Here is a 16,820-nt window from a genome sequence, read left to right on the forward strand (position 1 = left end):
TAGAATCAGCGCTTCCATATTATTTTTTGTTTTCTATTAATTCTAAAATTTCTCTGAGTTCTGCTGCCGAAATTTTTTCCTCTTCTGCAAAAAAAGAAACTACATTTTTATATGAGTTGTTAAAGTAGTGTTCGATGGCATTATTAAAAATTTTTTTTCTATAGTCTTTTAAGCTAATGATAGGATGGTACTGATGTGTGTTTCCAAAAATATTATGTCCTACATATCCTTTATCTTCTAAATTTCGAATAATTGTAGATAATGTATTATAATGGGGAGTCTCATCTTTTATTTCAGCCATTACGTCTTTTACAAAAGCATTTTCAAGCTTCCATAAGATTTGCATGATTTCTTCTTCTTTGTTCGTTAACTTTTGCATAGTTAAATAGTTTCTTATACTTTTTTGATTGTAACAAATCTAAAACTATGTTTTTAGTTAAACAACTGTTTTTGTAGTTGTTTAACTAAAGTTTAAGGTAATTTTAAGAAAAAAGCTAAATTAAATAGTTTCTTTTTGTAATAAATTATAAGTAAGTATACAGAGTAGGGTAGCAAGAATTCCTAAAGCCCCCATCGTTAACCAATTTGTACTATAGCCAAAATAATTAATTATTGACATTCCTATTTTTGCACTTAGAATATGAGCTGCACTAAAACTCATACTAAAAATTGCCATATATTTTCCCTCATGCCCTTTAGTTGCTCGACTCATTGCAAAAGAGTTTGAAAAGGGAAAGGCAAACATTTCTCCTAGGGACATTAGGATCATCATAAATATTAATATAGGACTCCACGAGAAAAAAAAGAGTATAAGCATAGCTGATGACATCATTAGTGCACCTGTTGTAATCACTTTTATTTTATTGATTTTTTTTCTTTCAACATAACTAACAATAGGCATTTCTAAGAAAAATATAATTAATCCGTTAAGCATCAGAAGTAATCCTGATTGAAATTCACTTAAATTAAACTCAATTTTATGGTAGAGTGGGAGAGTAGTGAAAAGTTGGAAAAACAATATTCCTGTGAGCATACAAGAAAATAAGAAAAATGGAGTCATTAAATACATGAGTGGTTAATAGCGTTTTTTCTTTTGTAACTGCTAACTTATTGTTTTTGATTTTAACAAAATATCTGAAGATACTAATAGCAAGTATGCAAGTAGCACCGTCAACCCAAAAAGACCTTTATAACCTATCCCTATAATAATTAATCCTCCAATGGCTGGACCTAATGCAAAACCTAGATTGATGGCTAACCGAATTAATGTTAATGCCCTTGTTCTATTTTCTTTAGTAGCAAATGTGTTTAAGGACACAAACATGGCGGGTCTATACATATCTGCTATGACCATGATTATAAAAATGCCTAAGCATAATCCAATAAAAGAAGTAATGAATTGTAATATTAAAAAGCATATACCGCTTGTTAGTAAGCTGAAAAGCATTACTTTGTAAAAGCCAATTTTGTCAGAAAGTTTTCCTCCTAGCCATGATCCTGTCATAGAACCAATTCCAAAGCTGACTAAGATCCAGCTTATTTGGTTGTAGTTAAAATGTAAATCTTCTTTTAGATATTTAGATAAAAATGGCAGAACCATTGTTCCTGCTCGATTAATGAAGGTAATGAAGGTTAAAATCCAAATTTCTTTTGAAAAGCCTTTGAAGCTATTAAAATAACGAATGATCCCAGATTTGAGCATGGTAAAATAATAATAACAAAAATACTAAATGAAGAATGAAAAATATTAGTAATTATGAATATTTGTTTAATTTTAAAAAATGAAAAAGATAGTATTGATTAGCACTCTTTTATTTGTTTTAAAATTTTTTGGACAAAATAATACGCTTCAAAAAAAAGCATATGAGTTTCAACAACAATTAAATAAAGAGTTTTTGGATAGTGTAAGTTCTCCTTTAGAGAGGTCTGATTTTAAGAAATTTAAAAGTTTAAATTTTTTCCCTATAAATGATAAATATATCGTGAAAGCAAATTTTTTTCCTATAAATGAGGGAAGGATATTTGAAATGACCACTACAACAGATCGTAGGGTGAAATATAAAGTTTATGGAGTATTACGCTTTGAAATTGATGGAGTTAAGGAAGAATTATTTGTATATCAAAATCTAGAGTTGATGCGTAGAAAAGGATTTGAAGATTATTTGTTTTTACCATTTAAAGATAAAACAAATGGTATAATGACTTATGGTGGTGGAAGATATTTAGAAATGCGTATTCCTAAAACTCAATTCGTATTGCTTGATTTTAACCAAGCCTACAATCCCTATTGTGCTTATAATGAAAAATATTCATGTCCTTTAGTACCTTATGAAAATACCTTGTCTGTTGCTATTCCTGCGGGAGTAAAAAAATTTCATGACTAATAATGAAGTATAATTTGCACACACATTCGTTTAAAGATCAACTAGAGGTATTAGAAGTAGTGAATCAGTATCCTTTAGAATTCAATGAAGATATTCCCTATTTTTCTATAGGTACACATCCGTGGTATATAAAAGAAGATCTTATTGATCAAGAGTTAAAAATTATAGAAGATAAACTATTGTTAAAAAAATGTTTAGCATTAGGTGAATGTGGATTAGATAAAAGAATAGATGTTAAGTTTGATCTTCAACTTGAAGTATTTGAAAAGCAGTTAGAACTTGCAAAAAAATATAAAAAACCCTTAATTTTGCACTGTGTTTCAGCTTTTCAAGAAATCATTAGTTTGAAAAAAACAATGAAAATAGAGGAACCTATTATAATACATGGCTTTTCTAAGAATATACAAGTTGCAAAAAGTTTATTAGATAATGGGTTTTATCTTTCTTTTGGTAAATATTTAATTCGGAATCCTGAATTAGCATCAGTATTTCGTTATGTGCCAGATGATCGTTTTTTTTTAGAAACAGATATGATAGAAGAAACTATTAACGAGGTATATGAAAAAGCTTCAAAAATTAAAAATAAAAATGTAGAAGCATTGATTGAAGCTAATTTTATAAAAGTGTTCCAAATTTAATTAATATATATAAAAAAAATGGCAGTTTGGCAGGAAAGAGCGGAGTTATTATTTAAAACAGAAGGCTTAGAAAAATTAAAAAATTCCAACGTTTTAATTGTAGGAATGGGAGGGGTAGGATCATTTGCAGCAGAGTTTGTGGCCCGTGCTGGTGTAGGTAAAATGACTATAGTTGATGGAGATGTAGTTGATATTACAAATATTAATAGACAATTACCCGCTTTGCATTCTACAGTGGGGTTGCCTAAGGTACAGTTAATGGCAGCACGTATTAAGGATATAAATCCGGAAATAGATCTTACGGTTATTGAAGAATTTCTTTCACCAGAGAGAGCGTATGAGCTTGTTACAAACGATTTTGATTATGTTATGGATTGTATTGATAGTGTTACTCCAAAGCTAAATCTTATCATTGCAGCTAAAAAGAAAAAAGTTAAGATAATTAGTAATATGGGTGCAGGGGGTAAATTTGAGGCAGAGAAAGTATGTGTTAAAGATATCAGCAAGACAGATTATTGTCCATTAGCAAAACAGGTTCGTAAAAGATTAAAAGCAGAAGGAATTTCAGGAGGAGTAAAAGTAGTTTATTCATCTGAAAGACCTGATTATTCTAGTGTGAAAATGACGGATGGATCCAATTTTAAAAAATCATTTTATGGAACGAATAGTTGGATGCCCGCTTTATTTGGTTTGCATGCAGCAGAAAAAGTTATTAGAGATTTGTTGAGAAAATAAAAAAATCCGCTTTATTTCAGCGGATTTTCATGGCTATCATTGACGATTTTAACTGTATCTTTTTTTACAGGGTTCGCTTTGATAGCTATTTTTATTGGTCTTACAGGAATATAAATTTCAGTTATCCAAGAAGAAGTAGATGAAGCTGTTGTAATGTTTTTTGTTAAAATTTCAATTTCTCGGTATTTATCACTTTGTTCTAATTTATTTTTTTTCATAAAAGCATAAATCTTAGGTAGAGCTTTTACTAAATGAATATAGTTTCCTTTTACAGTTGCTTTCACAGTGCTTGAAGGATTAATTTGACCACTTAAAATATCACTATCACTACTTGTGTATATTTTCTTTTTACAGGGATAGCAATTGAGTATTTAAATTTATTTTGCAAACTATCCTTGGCATGGTAAACAATAAACGGATCACCATTAGTAGTTGTATTCGTACTGGTTAGTATTTTTTGCAGTTTAGGAACAAAATGCTTAATCATTAGCGGAATCTGTTCCTTTTTGAAATTACAGGGCGTTGTATGTAATAAAGAGTGTCTCTTTTAACAAAGCCATCTAGTTTTATGTTAAAGCTATTAATTTCTCTTGTTAAAGTTGTATTTACAAAATTTAAAGCAGATTCAAAACGATCTTCAAAATCATTTTTAACCCCTTTTCCTATGATGCTAAGAAATTTATCTTTAAAAGTTAGTTCGCCCTTAGTAGACCAAATGGTCTTTGTTTTATTTTTTAAAGTATCCTGAAAATTTAAAACTAATTCATTCTTTACGCCATTCAATATGATCTCCTGAGTTATAGACTCATTAGGGATTTTTTTAGTTTGAATGATCTGATATTTTTCGTCTTTCCAAGGATTTATAGAATCCCAATTAGCACGATCGCTCATGTATTTAAAAGCAATTTCCTTAGAAACATCAATTAATTTTTCATGTTGTATCGTATATTTTCCATCTTTTGTGGCTACAAATACAGCTATAGTTCCTGTAAGTAATAGCGCTAATAAGAATAAGTATTTAGCTACCTTCATGGTCTTAAGTGTAAACTCACGTAAAGCTATAAAAAAATGTTAAAAATGCAAATTTCTTATTGATTTTTCAATATTGTCTTTATGAAAAATAAAATTCCTATAAAAATTAAAAAAGAGATCAGTATCCAAAAACTGCCTTTGTAATGTAATTTGTGTAAATTTATATCTTTTCTGTAAGAAAAGATCATTAATATGACAAAACAAATAAAAAACGAAATTGCAAATAAAATTTGACCTTGACTAAACATAGTTTTTTTACCGCAAAATTAAGTATTAGTATTGGTATATTCTTATTTTCAATCTTTTAATTAATGTATAAATACTCATAATTCTATAAAAATGAAAAAACAACTCGAATCAGTCCGTATATTTCATCAAACTTTCGGTTTAGGAGTAAAAGAATTTCCAGTAGCAGATTTAGGAAATGACTTGAACCAGCTCCGTTTTAACTTGATGAAAGAAGAAAATGAAGAATATTTAGAAGCAGTTAAAAACAATAATTTAGTAGAGGTAGCAGATGCTTTAGGTGATATGTTATATATATTGTGTGGTACTATTTTAGAGCATGGATTGCAAGAAAAAATAGAAGAAGTATTTGAAGAAATTCAAAAAAGTAATATGAGTAAGTTAGGAGCAGATGGAATACCTATTTATCGCGAAGACGGAAAAGTCTTGAAAGGGCCTAATTATTTTAAACCTAACATAGAAAAAATTGTACTCTAATTATATAAATAGAGTCTGTCTAAAGTTCAGGAAGGGGCATATACTATTCCAGTTTAGGCGGACTCTATTCACATGAGATTGTAAAAAAAGTTGTTATTCTATTATTTGGCCTTCTATAATTATTTGTTCAATCAGATTACTGCCAAAGGCATATGGTAATTGGTAATAAGTAGGTATTTCTTTAGTTATAATAAGATTTGCCACTTTACCTTTTGTTATGCTTCCGTGTGTTTCACTTATCCCCATTGCATATGCTCCGTTTAGAGTAGCTGCATTAATGGCTTCTTCAGGAGTCATCTTCATTTTAATACAGGCTGTAGCAACTACAAAATTCATATTTCCAGAAGGAGTAGTTCCTGGATTAAAATCTGTTGCTAGAGCTAAAGGTAGACCTGCTTCTATCATTTTTCTAGCAGGTGTATAAGGAATGCTGATAAAATAGGAGCAACTTGGTAAGGCCACAGGCATAGTATCTGAATTTTTTAATATTTCAATATCATGATCTGTTACAATTTCTAAATGATCAACACTAAGGGCTTGGTGTTTTACGCAAGCTTCTATACCATTAATAGCAGTAAATTGATTAACATGTATTTTTGCTCGTAAACCATATGCTTGACCCGCTTTCATAATACGTTCTGTTTCTTCAACAGAAAAGTAACCTGTTTCTAAAAAAGCATCGATATAATCTGCTAAATTTTCTTTAGCAATTTTAGGAAGCATTTCGTTTATTATTAAATCTATATACGCATTATGATTTTCTTTGTATATAGAAGGAAAAGCATGAGCTCCTAAAAATGTAGTCTTAATTTTAATTGGGTAGGCTTTTGCTAATTTTTTAATTACGCGTAGCATTTTTAGTTCTCCTTCAACTGTCAGTCCATAACCTGATTTTATTTCAATAGCCCCTGTACCTTGTTTAATAACTTCTTCTAATCTAACTTTTGATTCTTCAAAAATTTCTTCTTCTGAACTTTCATTTAGTTTTTTTGCAGAGTTTAGAATTCCTCCTCCTTTTTGAGCAATTTCTTCATATGAAAGACCATTAATACGATCTACAAATTCTTGTACTCTGTTACCAGCATATACAAGATGTGTATGACTATCACACCAAGTTGGTAAAACAACTTTTCCTTTAGCATCTATGACTTGTGCGTCCAAATTTTTTGGAAAATTATCCATAGAGCCAAAATCAGAAATCAGATTGTCTTCAATTAATAGATACGCATTTTCTATTTTAGGAAGTTCGGCCATTTCTTTTCCAGAAACTTTTAAAATAGACGGTTCTCTTATTTGTAGTAATTCTCTTATGTTTATGATTAATTTTTTCATTGTAATTAAAAAAATATTACCGCTAAAGTACTTTGTTTTATAGTATTCAACAAAAAAACTTGATTTTTAAAAAAAATAGGAATAAAATACAATTGTTTTTTTAGTAGATATTTTGTTAAATTAGTGTGTTTATTTTTGAAAATACTTCTTTTTAATGTTTTTTTGTTTGTATAAAAAAGACTTAAATTTAAATTGTTTTCATAAAAATTGAGGTTAGTTATTTAAAGCAGAAAAGCTGTTAAATTCTTTTTAATGGCTTTTTTATTTTTTATACTATACATTTGTGTTATACAAAAAGTAAATTGATCTTGCGAAAAATAAAATATAAAAAAGGAAAAAAATAATACCTACTTTTTTAGAATATACAGGTAGTCATAAAAATGTACTTACTACTATGCAGTTATTTGTCTATGATACAGATACATTAATAGAAAGTGCTGATGGTTTTTTTGAACAAATGATTGTTGATGTAGATTTTAAAAAACAAAATTGGATTAATATTCATGGATTAACTGATTTAGAAAAGATTCAAAAAATAGGAGCTTTTTTAGAAGTTGATAAATTTATCTTAGGCGATATTCTTAACACTACTAAACGAACTAAAATAGATGAATACCACAATATACTGTTTTTTAGTATCAAATCTATTTTACCTGTTGAACATTCAGATAATATAAAGGTAGAACAAATTTCCTTTTTATTAAAAGATGGAATACTCACCTCTTTTCAGGAAAAAAAAAGTGATTTTTTTGCACATATAAGAGAACGAATTAGAACCCATTCCGGTATAGTACGTGATAAAGAAGTAGACTATTTATTGTATTTGTTATTAGATGCAATTATAGAAAATTTTTTTATAACGATAGAGACAGAAGAAGATAAGGTAGAAGCATTAATAAATATCTCTAAAACTAATTCGAAACCTGAAATTTTAGAACAAATTGAAAAACATCGTGATAATTTTAACTTTTTAAAACGCTCTATCATTCCTTTGCGAGACTCATTATATTCCATAAGAAGTACAAAGGATGACAATGTATTTAATGTTATAAAAAAGAAAATTTTAGTTTCTTTGATCGATTGCATCAAAAATGCTTAGAGTTATTAGAACAAATCGAATATGATCTTACTACATTAGATAGTGCTTCAAATTTTTATTTCGCTTCACAAAGTCATAAAATGAATGAGGTGATGAAAACCTTAACTATAGTTTCAGTTTTTTTTATGCCTTTAACCTTTATAGTAGGAGTTTATGGGATGAATTTTGATAATATGCCAGAATTACATTGGAAGTATGGTTATTTTATAGTTATGGCTTCTATGATTATTTTATTAGTTGTTATGGCAATTTATTTTAAGTGGAGAAAATGGTTTTAAAATGAAATAATTTTCTAATCTTTAAATTTATATTCAAAAACCCATCAATTCATGTTTTTTCTAAAAGGAAGACTCTTGAAATTGATATGTATCAATCTTTTATTTCTGTATATTATATGAAATGATCATGCCTTTTTTAGTGCTTGGTTTATTTCAACTAACTCTTGTCAACCCCTTAGCCCTCATTTTAAAAACAAAAACACAAACAAGAAAAGCAGGAGCTCACATTATTTTCCTATCCCTTTCCATAATCCCCCTCTTGGAAAATACAAGACACAATCTTTATAATTAAATAGATTAACACTCCGTATAATCTGTGTGGATTTTTTTTAAAATATTTTTTCCGCACAACTTTGTGTAGTTTTTTTAAAAAAAATATTTTTTCCGCACAACTTTGTGTAGTTTTTTTTTGTAAAAAAAATTTCCACACAAAAAAATTCAGTAAGCATACAAAAACATTGCCCCATCAATAGACTGAACCCAAATTAGACAATAGACTTTGCAATGCAGAACAAAAGAGCCAAAAGAGGAATATGAACCGCAATTTTTCCCGTAGTTCTAGTTTTACTCCATTGAAGACAAAAAATGGAGTGTTTTTTTTCGATTCAAAGCCCTTTTAACAATAATAAATTTCCAACACCTATATACGAGGTTTAACGTTTTGAATTAATTTTATTAAACCCCCAAACAAAGCCATTAACCAATCTTGGTTTTAATACAAAATATTGTATTTTTAAGCCATCGTAAAATAAAACAATGTATTGTGTTATAATAAACACTATTTTTAAATAAAAAAACAAGAACTAAAAAAATAAACAAACTATGGAAAACTACAACAGTGATTATGGAAGGCTCAACCACCCAGATGACCTAGCCAAATACGCTAAATTACGCACCTTTAAAGACTACCTAACAGACAAATCTGATTTCTTAGTGTACTGCACCCTAAGTATAGAAGGCAAAGACTTTTTAGAAAAATCCCATTTTAACCTAGCATTCCATCAAAAGACTAACGACCACGACAGCTTTACCCTAGATACCCGTGCTGATTCTCTAGACAACGAAGAGGCGTACATCATGGAAAATTCTAAAAGCTATCTAGGCAAAACCCTACAGATCCACCTACACCGATTTGGGGAAATAAAACAAACCTTTACAGGAATTATAACCCACCTAAACCTCTTAAAAAAAGACGGTTACGGCAGACTTTACATAACAGGACACGCCCCAACGATCATGCTAGAACAAGGCCTTGAATCCCAAAGCTTTGAAAACAAAACCCTAGGAGAAATAGCCCAACAAATAGCAACAGATTACCCCAAGACACTCAACCTCATTACCCAAAATAACAACACCCAACACGTGTTGCCCTACACCGTACAATACAATCAAACAGATTACCAATTTTTAAAACAACTGGCCATACGCTATGGCGAATACCTCTATTACAACGGACAAAGCCTAGTATTAGGCAACAAAGTGGGCCCTAAAATCATCCAACTAGAAGAAGGCGCAGACCTAGTACACGCATCCTTTGAAATATCTGTAAAACCCCAGCAATTTACCTACACCTCCTACGATGTAGAATCAGGCAGCACCCTACAAAGAGATAGCGCCTCAGCCCAATTACAAAACAAATTCAACCCCTACCAAGTAACCGCAATAAACGCCTCAAAAGACGTATTCCATAAAAAACCCAATAAACACTACAACTCAACGGGTATTAATAATAAAACAGACAGAGAACTACAAGAGGCCGTACGAAAACAAAAAGAACACAGAGAAAACCTGATGATCGTAAAAGGCAAAAGCAAAGATCCCGAACTCAAACAAGGCGTTCTAACCAAGCTGATTGACATTAACGACAGACCCATGGAAACCTACCGTATCATAGAAATCAATCATTTTCATAACGGAAAGGATTATTACAACGAATTTGTAGGAATCCCTGATATGTGGACCCCACCTTATTTTGACGACAACATCCATTCTAACTGCGAAGAACAAACCGCACGCGTAGTAGATAACAACGACCCTATGGGAATGGGTAGAGTACGCGTACAATTTCCTTGGCAAGAAAAAAAGAATCAAAAAACCCCTTGGATTCGTTTGATACAACCCCACTCAGGAGCTGGCAAAGGCTTTCATTTCATCCCTGAAATAGGCGAAGAAGTCCTTGTAGGATTTGAAAACGGCAATGCCGAAAAACCGTTTGTATTAGGGACTCATTACAACGGAAGTGAAACCAGCGGGTACCATACCCCAGGAAATGATCTAAAAGTCATAAAAACCCGTAGCGGTATTGAAACCCTTACTAACGATTCCCAAGGAAGCTGGAAACAAAGCACACCTGACGGGAATTACTTGTATTTTGATGGACAAGGTAATGCAGTACTTAATATACCCGAAAATTTATTAATTAATGTAGGAGGAAATTTAAATATCCAAGTAGGAAAAAATCTAATGACATCAGTTACATTAGATAGTATTGAAACCACAAATGGCAATAAAAATGTAACAGTGGGGATTGCATATGCTTTATCTGTTACAACTAACTATTTGATTAATATCATGGGTGCTTTTAAGAAATATGTCAAAGGAGATATAGAAAGTCATACAGATAAAGAACATAAAACGGTAAGTTTAAAAGAACTTACTGTTTTTAGTGAAGAAAAAATGGAGCATCACTCTGAGAGTGAAGTACAAAATAATAGCGCAGAAAAATCTAATTCACACTAATCATGAGTATTGAGATAATAGCAGGTGGGAATATAACCATGAGCAGTAAGGGAAAAACTGTTCTAATGTCTAAAGAAAAAATAAAGCATATTAGTAATAGTAAAATTTCACAAAAAGGGAAAGAAAAAGGAGTAAGTTACAATAAAAACAAACCTGTAAATATCACTAATTCTCCCGCTACTTTTACAGATTTAACCATTAATATCTATTTTGATGGTACACAAAACAACAAAAAAAACACCCTTTCTAGAGAAGAAAATAATGCTATTTTTAAAGAAATGTCTAATAAAACTGACGATAGTTACATGAATGATTATACTAATGTGGCTCGTGGATATGATATAACAGAAGACAACTCATTGCAAGGGAATGTTTATATTGAAGGGGTTGCCACAGAAGATGATCAAGAAGATGACAAGGTTTCATTAGGAACAGGTATAAGTAAAGAATATATGATAGGCCTAGGTATAGGAACCGGTATAGCTGAAAAGGTAGAAAAAGGTTGTGTTAAAGCCGCTAAAAAAGCAAGAGATAAATTTAAAATATTAAGAAAAGACAAACTTCGTATTTTATTTATTAATGTTTACGGTTTTAGTAGAGGAGCAACCACAGCCCGAAATTTTATTCATGTAGCCAGTACCCCATCTATTATAGAAGATCATATATGGGGAATGTCTTTATTGTCACCTACAAAAAAACGACACAAAATCACAAAAAAACATCCGTTATACCTCAAGCATGGTTTTTTTGGACATCAGTTAGTAGTTAATGAATTAGAGCCAGAGCATATTGTTTTTAACTTTGTAGGTTTGTACGATACTGTTTCTTCAGAGGGGATTTATCACGGTAATGATGTAAAAGTTTTAGGACTTGATGCAATACGCAAAGCTAAAATGGTTTTTCAAATTGCAGCCGATGATGAATACCGCGAAAACTTTGACTTAACAAATATAAATAGTGCAGGATTACACGGGCTAGAGTTAACCTTACCAGGTGTACATAGTGATATAGGGGGATCGTATTTACCACACACAATTGAAAACTCGGTACTATTTAAAGGAACAGGTAGTAGTAACAAAATTAAAGCTGAAAAATATAGAGATATTCTTATAAATGAAGGGTGGTTTAACAAAGACCAACTCTATATAACTAGTGAACTCACAAGAACCAAAGAACCCGATTTTATCTACAAATTAAGAGGAAAACGTATGCTTGAAAACACTTATGACAAAATCCCTTTTAACATGATGGTAAAAGTATCTGAACAGTTTGATGTAGTTTATGCAGATAAAAAGAAAATAAAAAAACATTAATTACTGACCCAGTAATTAAAAAAGCTTACCAGCAATTGCAAGCCTATGCTGCAAAATGTCAAAATTTTAGAAACGAATGTATTCGCACACAAGATAGTGCGCGATATACGAGTTATTTACACCAAACAAAAAAATAAGTTATCTTGATTTTATAGCCCCTTCATTGCTTAAAGAACTTCGCAATAGGTATTTTCACTGGTCAGTTCGTGCAGATGCATTTGGGCTTAACGAACGGACAAATAGTTTAGGAATAGCCCCTGGTCCACAAACTTTTGACAAACGCAAACGAGAAATACAAAATGGATAAATTAAAACAACTAGCATTTGTATTAGTACTTATGCTCACACTAAGTTGCAATACTATGAAAGAAGCACCACCACAATGGACACCCGAAATGTGTCAGCCTAATATTAATAATGACGAAGGCATTTATAATATTGAACTAGTAGAAGATGAAATTTACACTCTTGAAGGAAAATCTGCCAGTATGCCTTTTGGGGGTTCCTCTGGCGTATGGGGTTCCTCAGGTAAAAGCTATACCGATCAATACGGCACCCCCATAGGGGCTACTATTGTGTATTATGCAGGATATGAAGACAAGTTTTACAGGCTAGATGCAAAATTTGATGTCGAAAAAATGAAAAAACTCGTTAAAGAAATTCATTATCATAAAGAATCATACTTATACCAAGAAGATTTAAACCCTGACGAACCTTATAAGATAGGCATGTTTGAGGCGCTTATTTTTGGTTTTGCTCCACAAGGCATGGTCGTTGTATGGGCAGGTTATCCTGGAGCAAAAATAGAAGTAGGTCGTTTTCAGGCAAAAGAAATTACAAACAAAGAAGAGGACAAAGCCTTTGAAAAACGATTATTTGCCAGTTGGTCAATGAATAGAGCACAAGTAAGAGCGCGTGATTTTATGCCTAATGCCTCTTGTGCATTGTGGGATACTTACCGCAAACGTTACAATATAGGGCTTGATGTAAGCTCTGAGAACAAAAAGTTTAGATTATTTTATAAAGAATGGGAATCTTTTAATGGTGAGTTTATTTGCTATTTTAGACCCGAAATACTCAAACCTACTCCAGAGAGTAGAGCTTTACCTAAAGTTATTGTTTTTGATTGGGAAACAGGGTATAAGGATCATTACAGAGGGCTGGTTTTTTTAAATGAGGAAACTATTTTTGATCATTTTAAAAACATCCCTGAGGGAAGTACTCATCGTTTTGCTATAAAAATAGCTGCTGATAATTCTGACATGGAACTTTTTGTTGACAACACAAAAATAGAGGTAGATAGTATGCGTATATGGCCTATAAATGAAGCAGGTAAATACAAAGATTCCTATAAAGAGAATGAGAAATAAAACAAAACAGGTATAGCACTAGGCACGAGTACAATGTCAAAATTTTAGAAACGAATGTATTCGCACACAAGATAGTGCGCGATATACGAGTTATTTACACCAAACAAAAAAAAATAAGTTATCTTGATTTTATAGCCCCTTCATTGCTTAAAGAACTTCGCAATAGGTATTTTCACTGGTCAGTTCGTGCAGATGCATTTGGGCTTAACGAACGGACAAATAGTTTAGGAATAGCCCCTGGTCCACAAACTTTTGACAAACGCAAACGAGAAATACAAAATGGATAAATTAAAACAACTAGCATTTGTATTAGTACTTATGCTCACACTAAGTTGCAATACTATGAAAGAAGCACCACCACAATGGACACCCGAAATGTGTCAGCCTAATATTAATAATGACGAAGGCATTTATAATATTGAACTAGTAGAAGATGAAATTTACACTCTTGAAGGAAAATCTGCCAGTATGCCTTTTGGGGGTTCCTCTGGCGTATGGGGTTCCTCAGGTAAAAGCTATACCGATCAATACGGCACCCCCATAGGGGCTACTATTGTGTATTATGCAGGATATGAAGACAAGTTTTACAGGCTAGATGCAAAATTTGATGTCGAAAAAATGAAAAAACTCGTTAAAGAAATTCATTATCATAAAGAATCATACTTATACCAAGAAGATTTAAACCCTGACGAACCTTATAAGATAGGCATGTTTGAGGCGCTTATTTTTGGTTTTGCTCCACAAGGCATGGTCGTTGTATGGGCAGGTTATCCTGGAGCAAAAATAGAAGTAGGTCGTTTTCAGGCAAAAGAAATTACAAACAAAGAAGAGGACAAAGCCTTTGAAAAACGATTATTTGCCAGTTGGTCAATGAATAGAGCACAAGTAAGAGCGCGTGATTTTATGCCTAATGCCTCTTGTGCATTGTGGGATACTTACCGCAAACGTTACAATATAGGGCTTGATGTAAGCTCTGAGAACAAAAAGTTTAGATTATTTTATAAAGAATGGGAATCTTTTAATGGTGAGTTTATTTGCTATTTTAGACCCGAAATACTCAAACCTACTCCAGAGAGTAGAGCTTTACCTAAAGTTATTGTTTTTGATTGGGAAACAGGGTATAAGGATCATTACAGAGGGCTGGTTTTTTTAAATGAGGAAACTATTTTTGATCATTTTAAAAACATCCCTGAGGGAAGTACTCATCGTTTTGCTATAAAAATAGCTGCTGATAATTCTGACATGGAACTTTTTGTTGACAACACAAAAATAGAGGTAGATAGTATGCGTATATGGCCTATAAATGAAGCAGGTAAATACAAAGATTCCTATAAAGAGAATGAGAAATAAAACAAAACAGGTATAGCACTAGGCACGAGTACAATGTCAAAATTTTAGAAACGAATGTATTCGCACACAAGATAGTGCGCGATATACGAGTTATTTACACCAAACAAAAAAAATAAGTTATCTTGATTTTATAGCCCCTTCATTGCTTAAAGAACTTCGCAATAGGTATTTTCACTGGTCAGTTCGTGCAGATGCATTTGGGCTTAACGAACGGACAAATAGTTTAGGAATAGCCCCTGGTCCACAAACTTTTGACAAACGCAAACGAGAAATACAAAATGGATAAATTAAAACAACTAGCATTTGTATTAGTACTTATGCTCACACTAAGTTGCAATACTATGAAAGAAGCACCACCACAATGGACACCCGAAATGTGTCAGCCTAATATTAATAATGACGAAGGCATTTATAATATTGAACTAGTAGAAGATGAAATTTACACTCTTGAAGGAAAATCTGCCAGTATGCCTTTTGGGGGTTCCTCTGGCGTATGGGGTTCCTCAGGTAAAAGCTATACCGATCAATACGGCACCCCCATAGGGGCTACTATTGTGTATTATGCAGGATATGAAGACAAGTTTTACAGGCTAGATGCAAAATTTGATGTCGAAAAAATGAAAAAACTCGTTAAAGAAATTCATTATCATAAAGAATCATACTTATACCAAGAAGATTTAAACCCTGACGAACCTTATAAGATAGGCATGTTTGAGGCGCTTATTTTTGGTTTTGCTCCACAAGGCATGGTCGTTGTATGGGCAGGTTATCCTGGAGCAAAAATAGAAGTAGGTCGTTTTCAGGCAAAAGAAATTACAAACAAAGAAGAGGACAAAGCCTTTGAAAAACGATTATTTGCCAGTTGGTCAATGAATAGAGCACAAGTAAGAGCGCGTGATTTTATGCCTAATGCCTCTTGTGCATTGTGGGATACTTACCGCAAACGTTACAATATAGGGCTTGATGTAAGCTCTGAGAACAAAAAGTTTAGATTATTTTATAAAGAATGGGAATCTTTTAATGGTGAGTTTATTTGCTATTTTAGACCCGAAATACTCAAACCTACTCCAGAGAGTAGAGCTTTACCTAAAGTTATTGTTTTTGATTGGGAAACAGGGTATAAGGATCATTACAGAGGGCTGGTTTTTTTAAATGAGGAAACTATTTTTGATCATTTTAAAAACATCCCTGAGGGAAGTACTCATCGTTTTGCTATAAAAATAGCTGCTGATAATTCTGACATGGAACTTTTTGTTGACAACACAAAAATAGAGGTAGATAGTATGCGTATATGGCCTATAAATGAAGCAGGTGAATACAAAGATTCCTATAAAGAGAATGAGAAATAGACGTATAGTATTTTGAGTAAGACATTATAAATATTATTTTATTTCTAAAAACTGATTTATCAGTTTAAAAGTTGTTACTATAAGATGTATATAAATAAAACTCAGAACGAATTAATATTTATTTTAAAATTTTTGACTTAGAGATAAAAACAAATTAGCGTATTAAAAGTCGTTTATACTTATGAAAGAGAAGAATTAAAAACAAAAAAAAAGTAATAATTATTGGCTATAATAAATAGTATTTTTACTTTTGTAGAGTATACAAAAAAATCCGGAAAATGTTTGAATTTCAACAGTATTTAGGTTTCTTACTTTTCTTAACCATTCTAACTATGGGATTTTGGTTAATGATTTTCTTAATTAATTTCGTATTCTATTGGGTAGGAGGTTATTTATGGAATGAATACAAAGAAAAGAGAGCCAATAGAGAAAGTTTAAAATAATAAAATTTATTATTTTAAAAAAAGCCCCAATTTAT

15 protein-coding genes and 2 pseudogenes are annotated in these 16,820 nt (G+C 31.6%); 12 read left to right on the top strand and 5 right to left on the bottom strand.

The features are described 5' to 3' along the window. Positions 1–19: 19 nt before the first annotated feature. Positions 20–379 carry a BlaI/MecI/CopY family transcriptional regulator gene (locus tag JJC03_RS12670; protein ID WP_235873415.1) on the bottom strand — a complete coding sequence of 120 codons (360 nt, stop codon included), beginning with the start codon at positions 377–379 and terminating at the stop codon, positions 20–22. Positions 380–499: 120 nt separating this feature from the next. After that, positions 500–1,702, bottom strand: a pseudogene (locus tag JJC03_RS12675) (MFS transporter). A gap of 79 nt (positions 1,703–1,781) precedes the next feature. Here JJC03_RS12675 and JJC03_RS12680 point away from each other — a divergent pair. The 3 genes from JJC03_RS12680 to JJC03_RS12690 are packed head-to-tail and all read left to right on the top strand — an operon-like array spanning position 1,782 to position 3,757. Beyond that, positions 1,782–2,384, top strand: a complete 603-nt coding sequence (locus JJC03_RS12680; protein ID WP_088444937.1) for a DUF1684 domain-containing protein — start codon at positions 1,782–1,784, stop codon at positions 2,382–2,384. A 2-nt stretch (positions 2,385–2,386) separates the two neighbouring features. Beyond that, positions 2,387–3,022, top strand: coding sequence for a TatD family hydrolase (locus JJC03_RS12685; RefSeq protein WP_235873416.1), 636 nt, complete (start codon positions 2,387–2,389; stop codon positions 3,020–3,022). An 18-nt stretch (positions 3,023–3,040) separates the two neighbouring features. After that, positions 3,041–3,757, top strand: coding sequence for a tRNA threonylcarbamoyladenosine dehydratase (locus tag JJC03_RS12690; RefSeq protein ID WP_088401026.1), 717 nt, complete (start codon positions 3,041–3,043; stop codon positions 3,755–3,757). 11 nt (positions 3,758–3,768) lie between these two features. Here the strand turns inward: JJC03_RS12690 and JJC03_RS18085 are convergent, their stop codons facing one another. Beyond that, the gene (locus tag JJC03_RS18085) at positions 3,769–4,041 is read right to left on the bottom strand and encodes a hypothetical protein (RefSeq protein ID WP_258931892.1); all 273 of its coding nucleotides are present in this window, start codon (positions 4,039–4,041) and stop codon (positions 3,769–3,771) included. Positions 4,042–4,243: 202 nt separating this feature from the next. After that, complete coding sequence (locus tag JJC03_RS18090) at positions 4,244–4,789, bottom strand: hypothetical protein (RefSeq protein ID WP_258931893.1); 546 nt, start codon at positions 4,787–4,789, stop codon at positions 4,244–4,246. Between the two features lie 339 nt (positions 4,790–5,128). On the opposite strand from JJC03_RS18090, the gene JJC03_RS12700 reads away from it, so the two are divergent. After that, entirely contained in the window at positions 5,129–5,512 is a 384-nt protein-coding gene (locus JJC03_RS12700; protein WP_088401020.1) for a pyrophosphohydrolase domain-containing protein, read from the top strand. A gap of 93 nt (positions 5,513–5,605) precedes the next feature. Here JJC03_RS12700 and hutI read toward each other — a convergent pair whose 3' ends face one another. Next, positions 5,606–6,844 (bottom strand): imidazolonepropionase, encoded by a 1,239-nt coding sequence (gene hutI, locus JJC03_RS12705; RefSeq protein WP_088401018.1) that lies wholly within the window; start codon positions 6,842–6,844, stop codon positions 5,606–5,608. 308 nt (positions 6,845–7,152) lie between these two features. On the opposite strand from hutI, the pseudogene corA reads away from it, so the two are divergent. The 8 genes and pseudogenes from corA (at position 7,153) to JJC03_RS12745 (ending at position 16,785) form a co-directional block, all read left to right on the top strand. Beyond that, positions 7,153–8,221: pseudogene (gene corA / locus JJC03_RS12710) on the top strand (magnesium/cobalt transporter CorA). Positions 8,222–9,043: 822 nt separating this feature from the next. Beyond that, positions 9,044–10,960 carry a type VI secretion system Vgr family protein gene (locus tag JJC03_RS12715; RefSeq protein ID WP_235873417.1) on the top strand — a complete coding sequence of 639 codons (1,917 nt, stop codon included), beginning with the start codon at positions 9,044–9,046 and terminating at the stop codon, positions 10,958–10,960. Between the two features lie 2 nt (positions 10,961–10,962). After that, entirely contained in the window at positions 10,963–12,273 is a 1,311-nt protein-coding gene (locus JJC03_RS12720) for a phospholipase effector Tle1 domain-containing protein (protein ID WP_235873418.1), read from the top strand. A gap of 299 nt (positions 12,274–12,572) precedes the next feature. Further along, entirely contained in the window at positions 12,573–13,643 is a 1,071-nt protein-coding gene (locus JJC03_RS12725; RefSeq protein ID WP_235873419.1) for a DUF2931 family protein, read from the top strand. A 74-nt stretch (positions 13,644–13,717) separates the two neighbouring features. Then, positions 13,718–13,930, top strand: a complete 213-nt coding sequence (locus JJC03_RS12730) for a hypothetical protein (RefSeq protein WP_235873420.1) — start codon at positions 13,718–13,720, stop codon at positions 13,928–13,930. Further along, positions 13,923–14,993: a DUF2931 family protein gene (locus JJC03_RS12735; protein ID WP_235873419.1), complete on the top strand. Its 1,071-nt coding sequence runs from the start codon at positions 13,923–13,925 to the stop codon at positions 14,991–14,993. Before JJC03_RS12730 ends, JJC03_RS12735 begins: the two co-directional genes overlap by 8 nt. A 278-nt stretch (positions 14,994–15,271) precedes the next feature. After that, the gene (locus JJC03_RS12740) at positions 15,272–16,342 is read left to right on the top strand and encodes a DUF2931 family protein (protein WP_235873421.1); all 1,071 of its coding nucleotides are present in this window, start codon (positions 15,272–15,274) and stop codon (positions 16,340–16,342) included. Between the two features lie 278 nt (positions 16,343–16,620). Further along, positions 16,621–16,785, top strand: a complete 165-nt coding sequence (locus tag JJC03_RS12745; RefSeq protein WP_088399695.1) for a hypothetical protein — start codon at positions 16,621–16,623, stop codon at positions 16,783–16,785. Positions 16,786–16,820 lie beyond the last annotated feature (35 nt).

This window comes from Flavobacterium oreochromis (assembly GCF_019565455.1).
In the GTDB taxonomy this organism is placed as follows: Bacteria; Bacteroidota; Bacteroidia; order Flavobacteriales; family Flavobacteriaceae; genus Flavobacterium; species Flavobacterium oreochromis.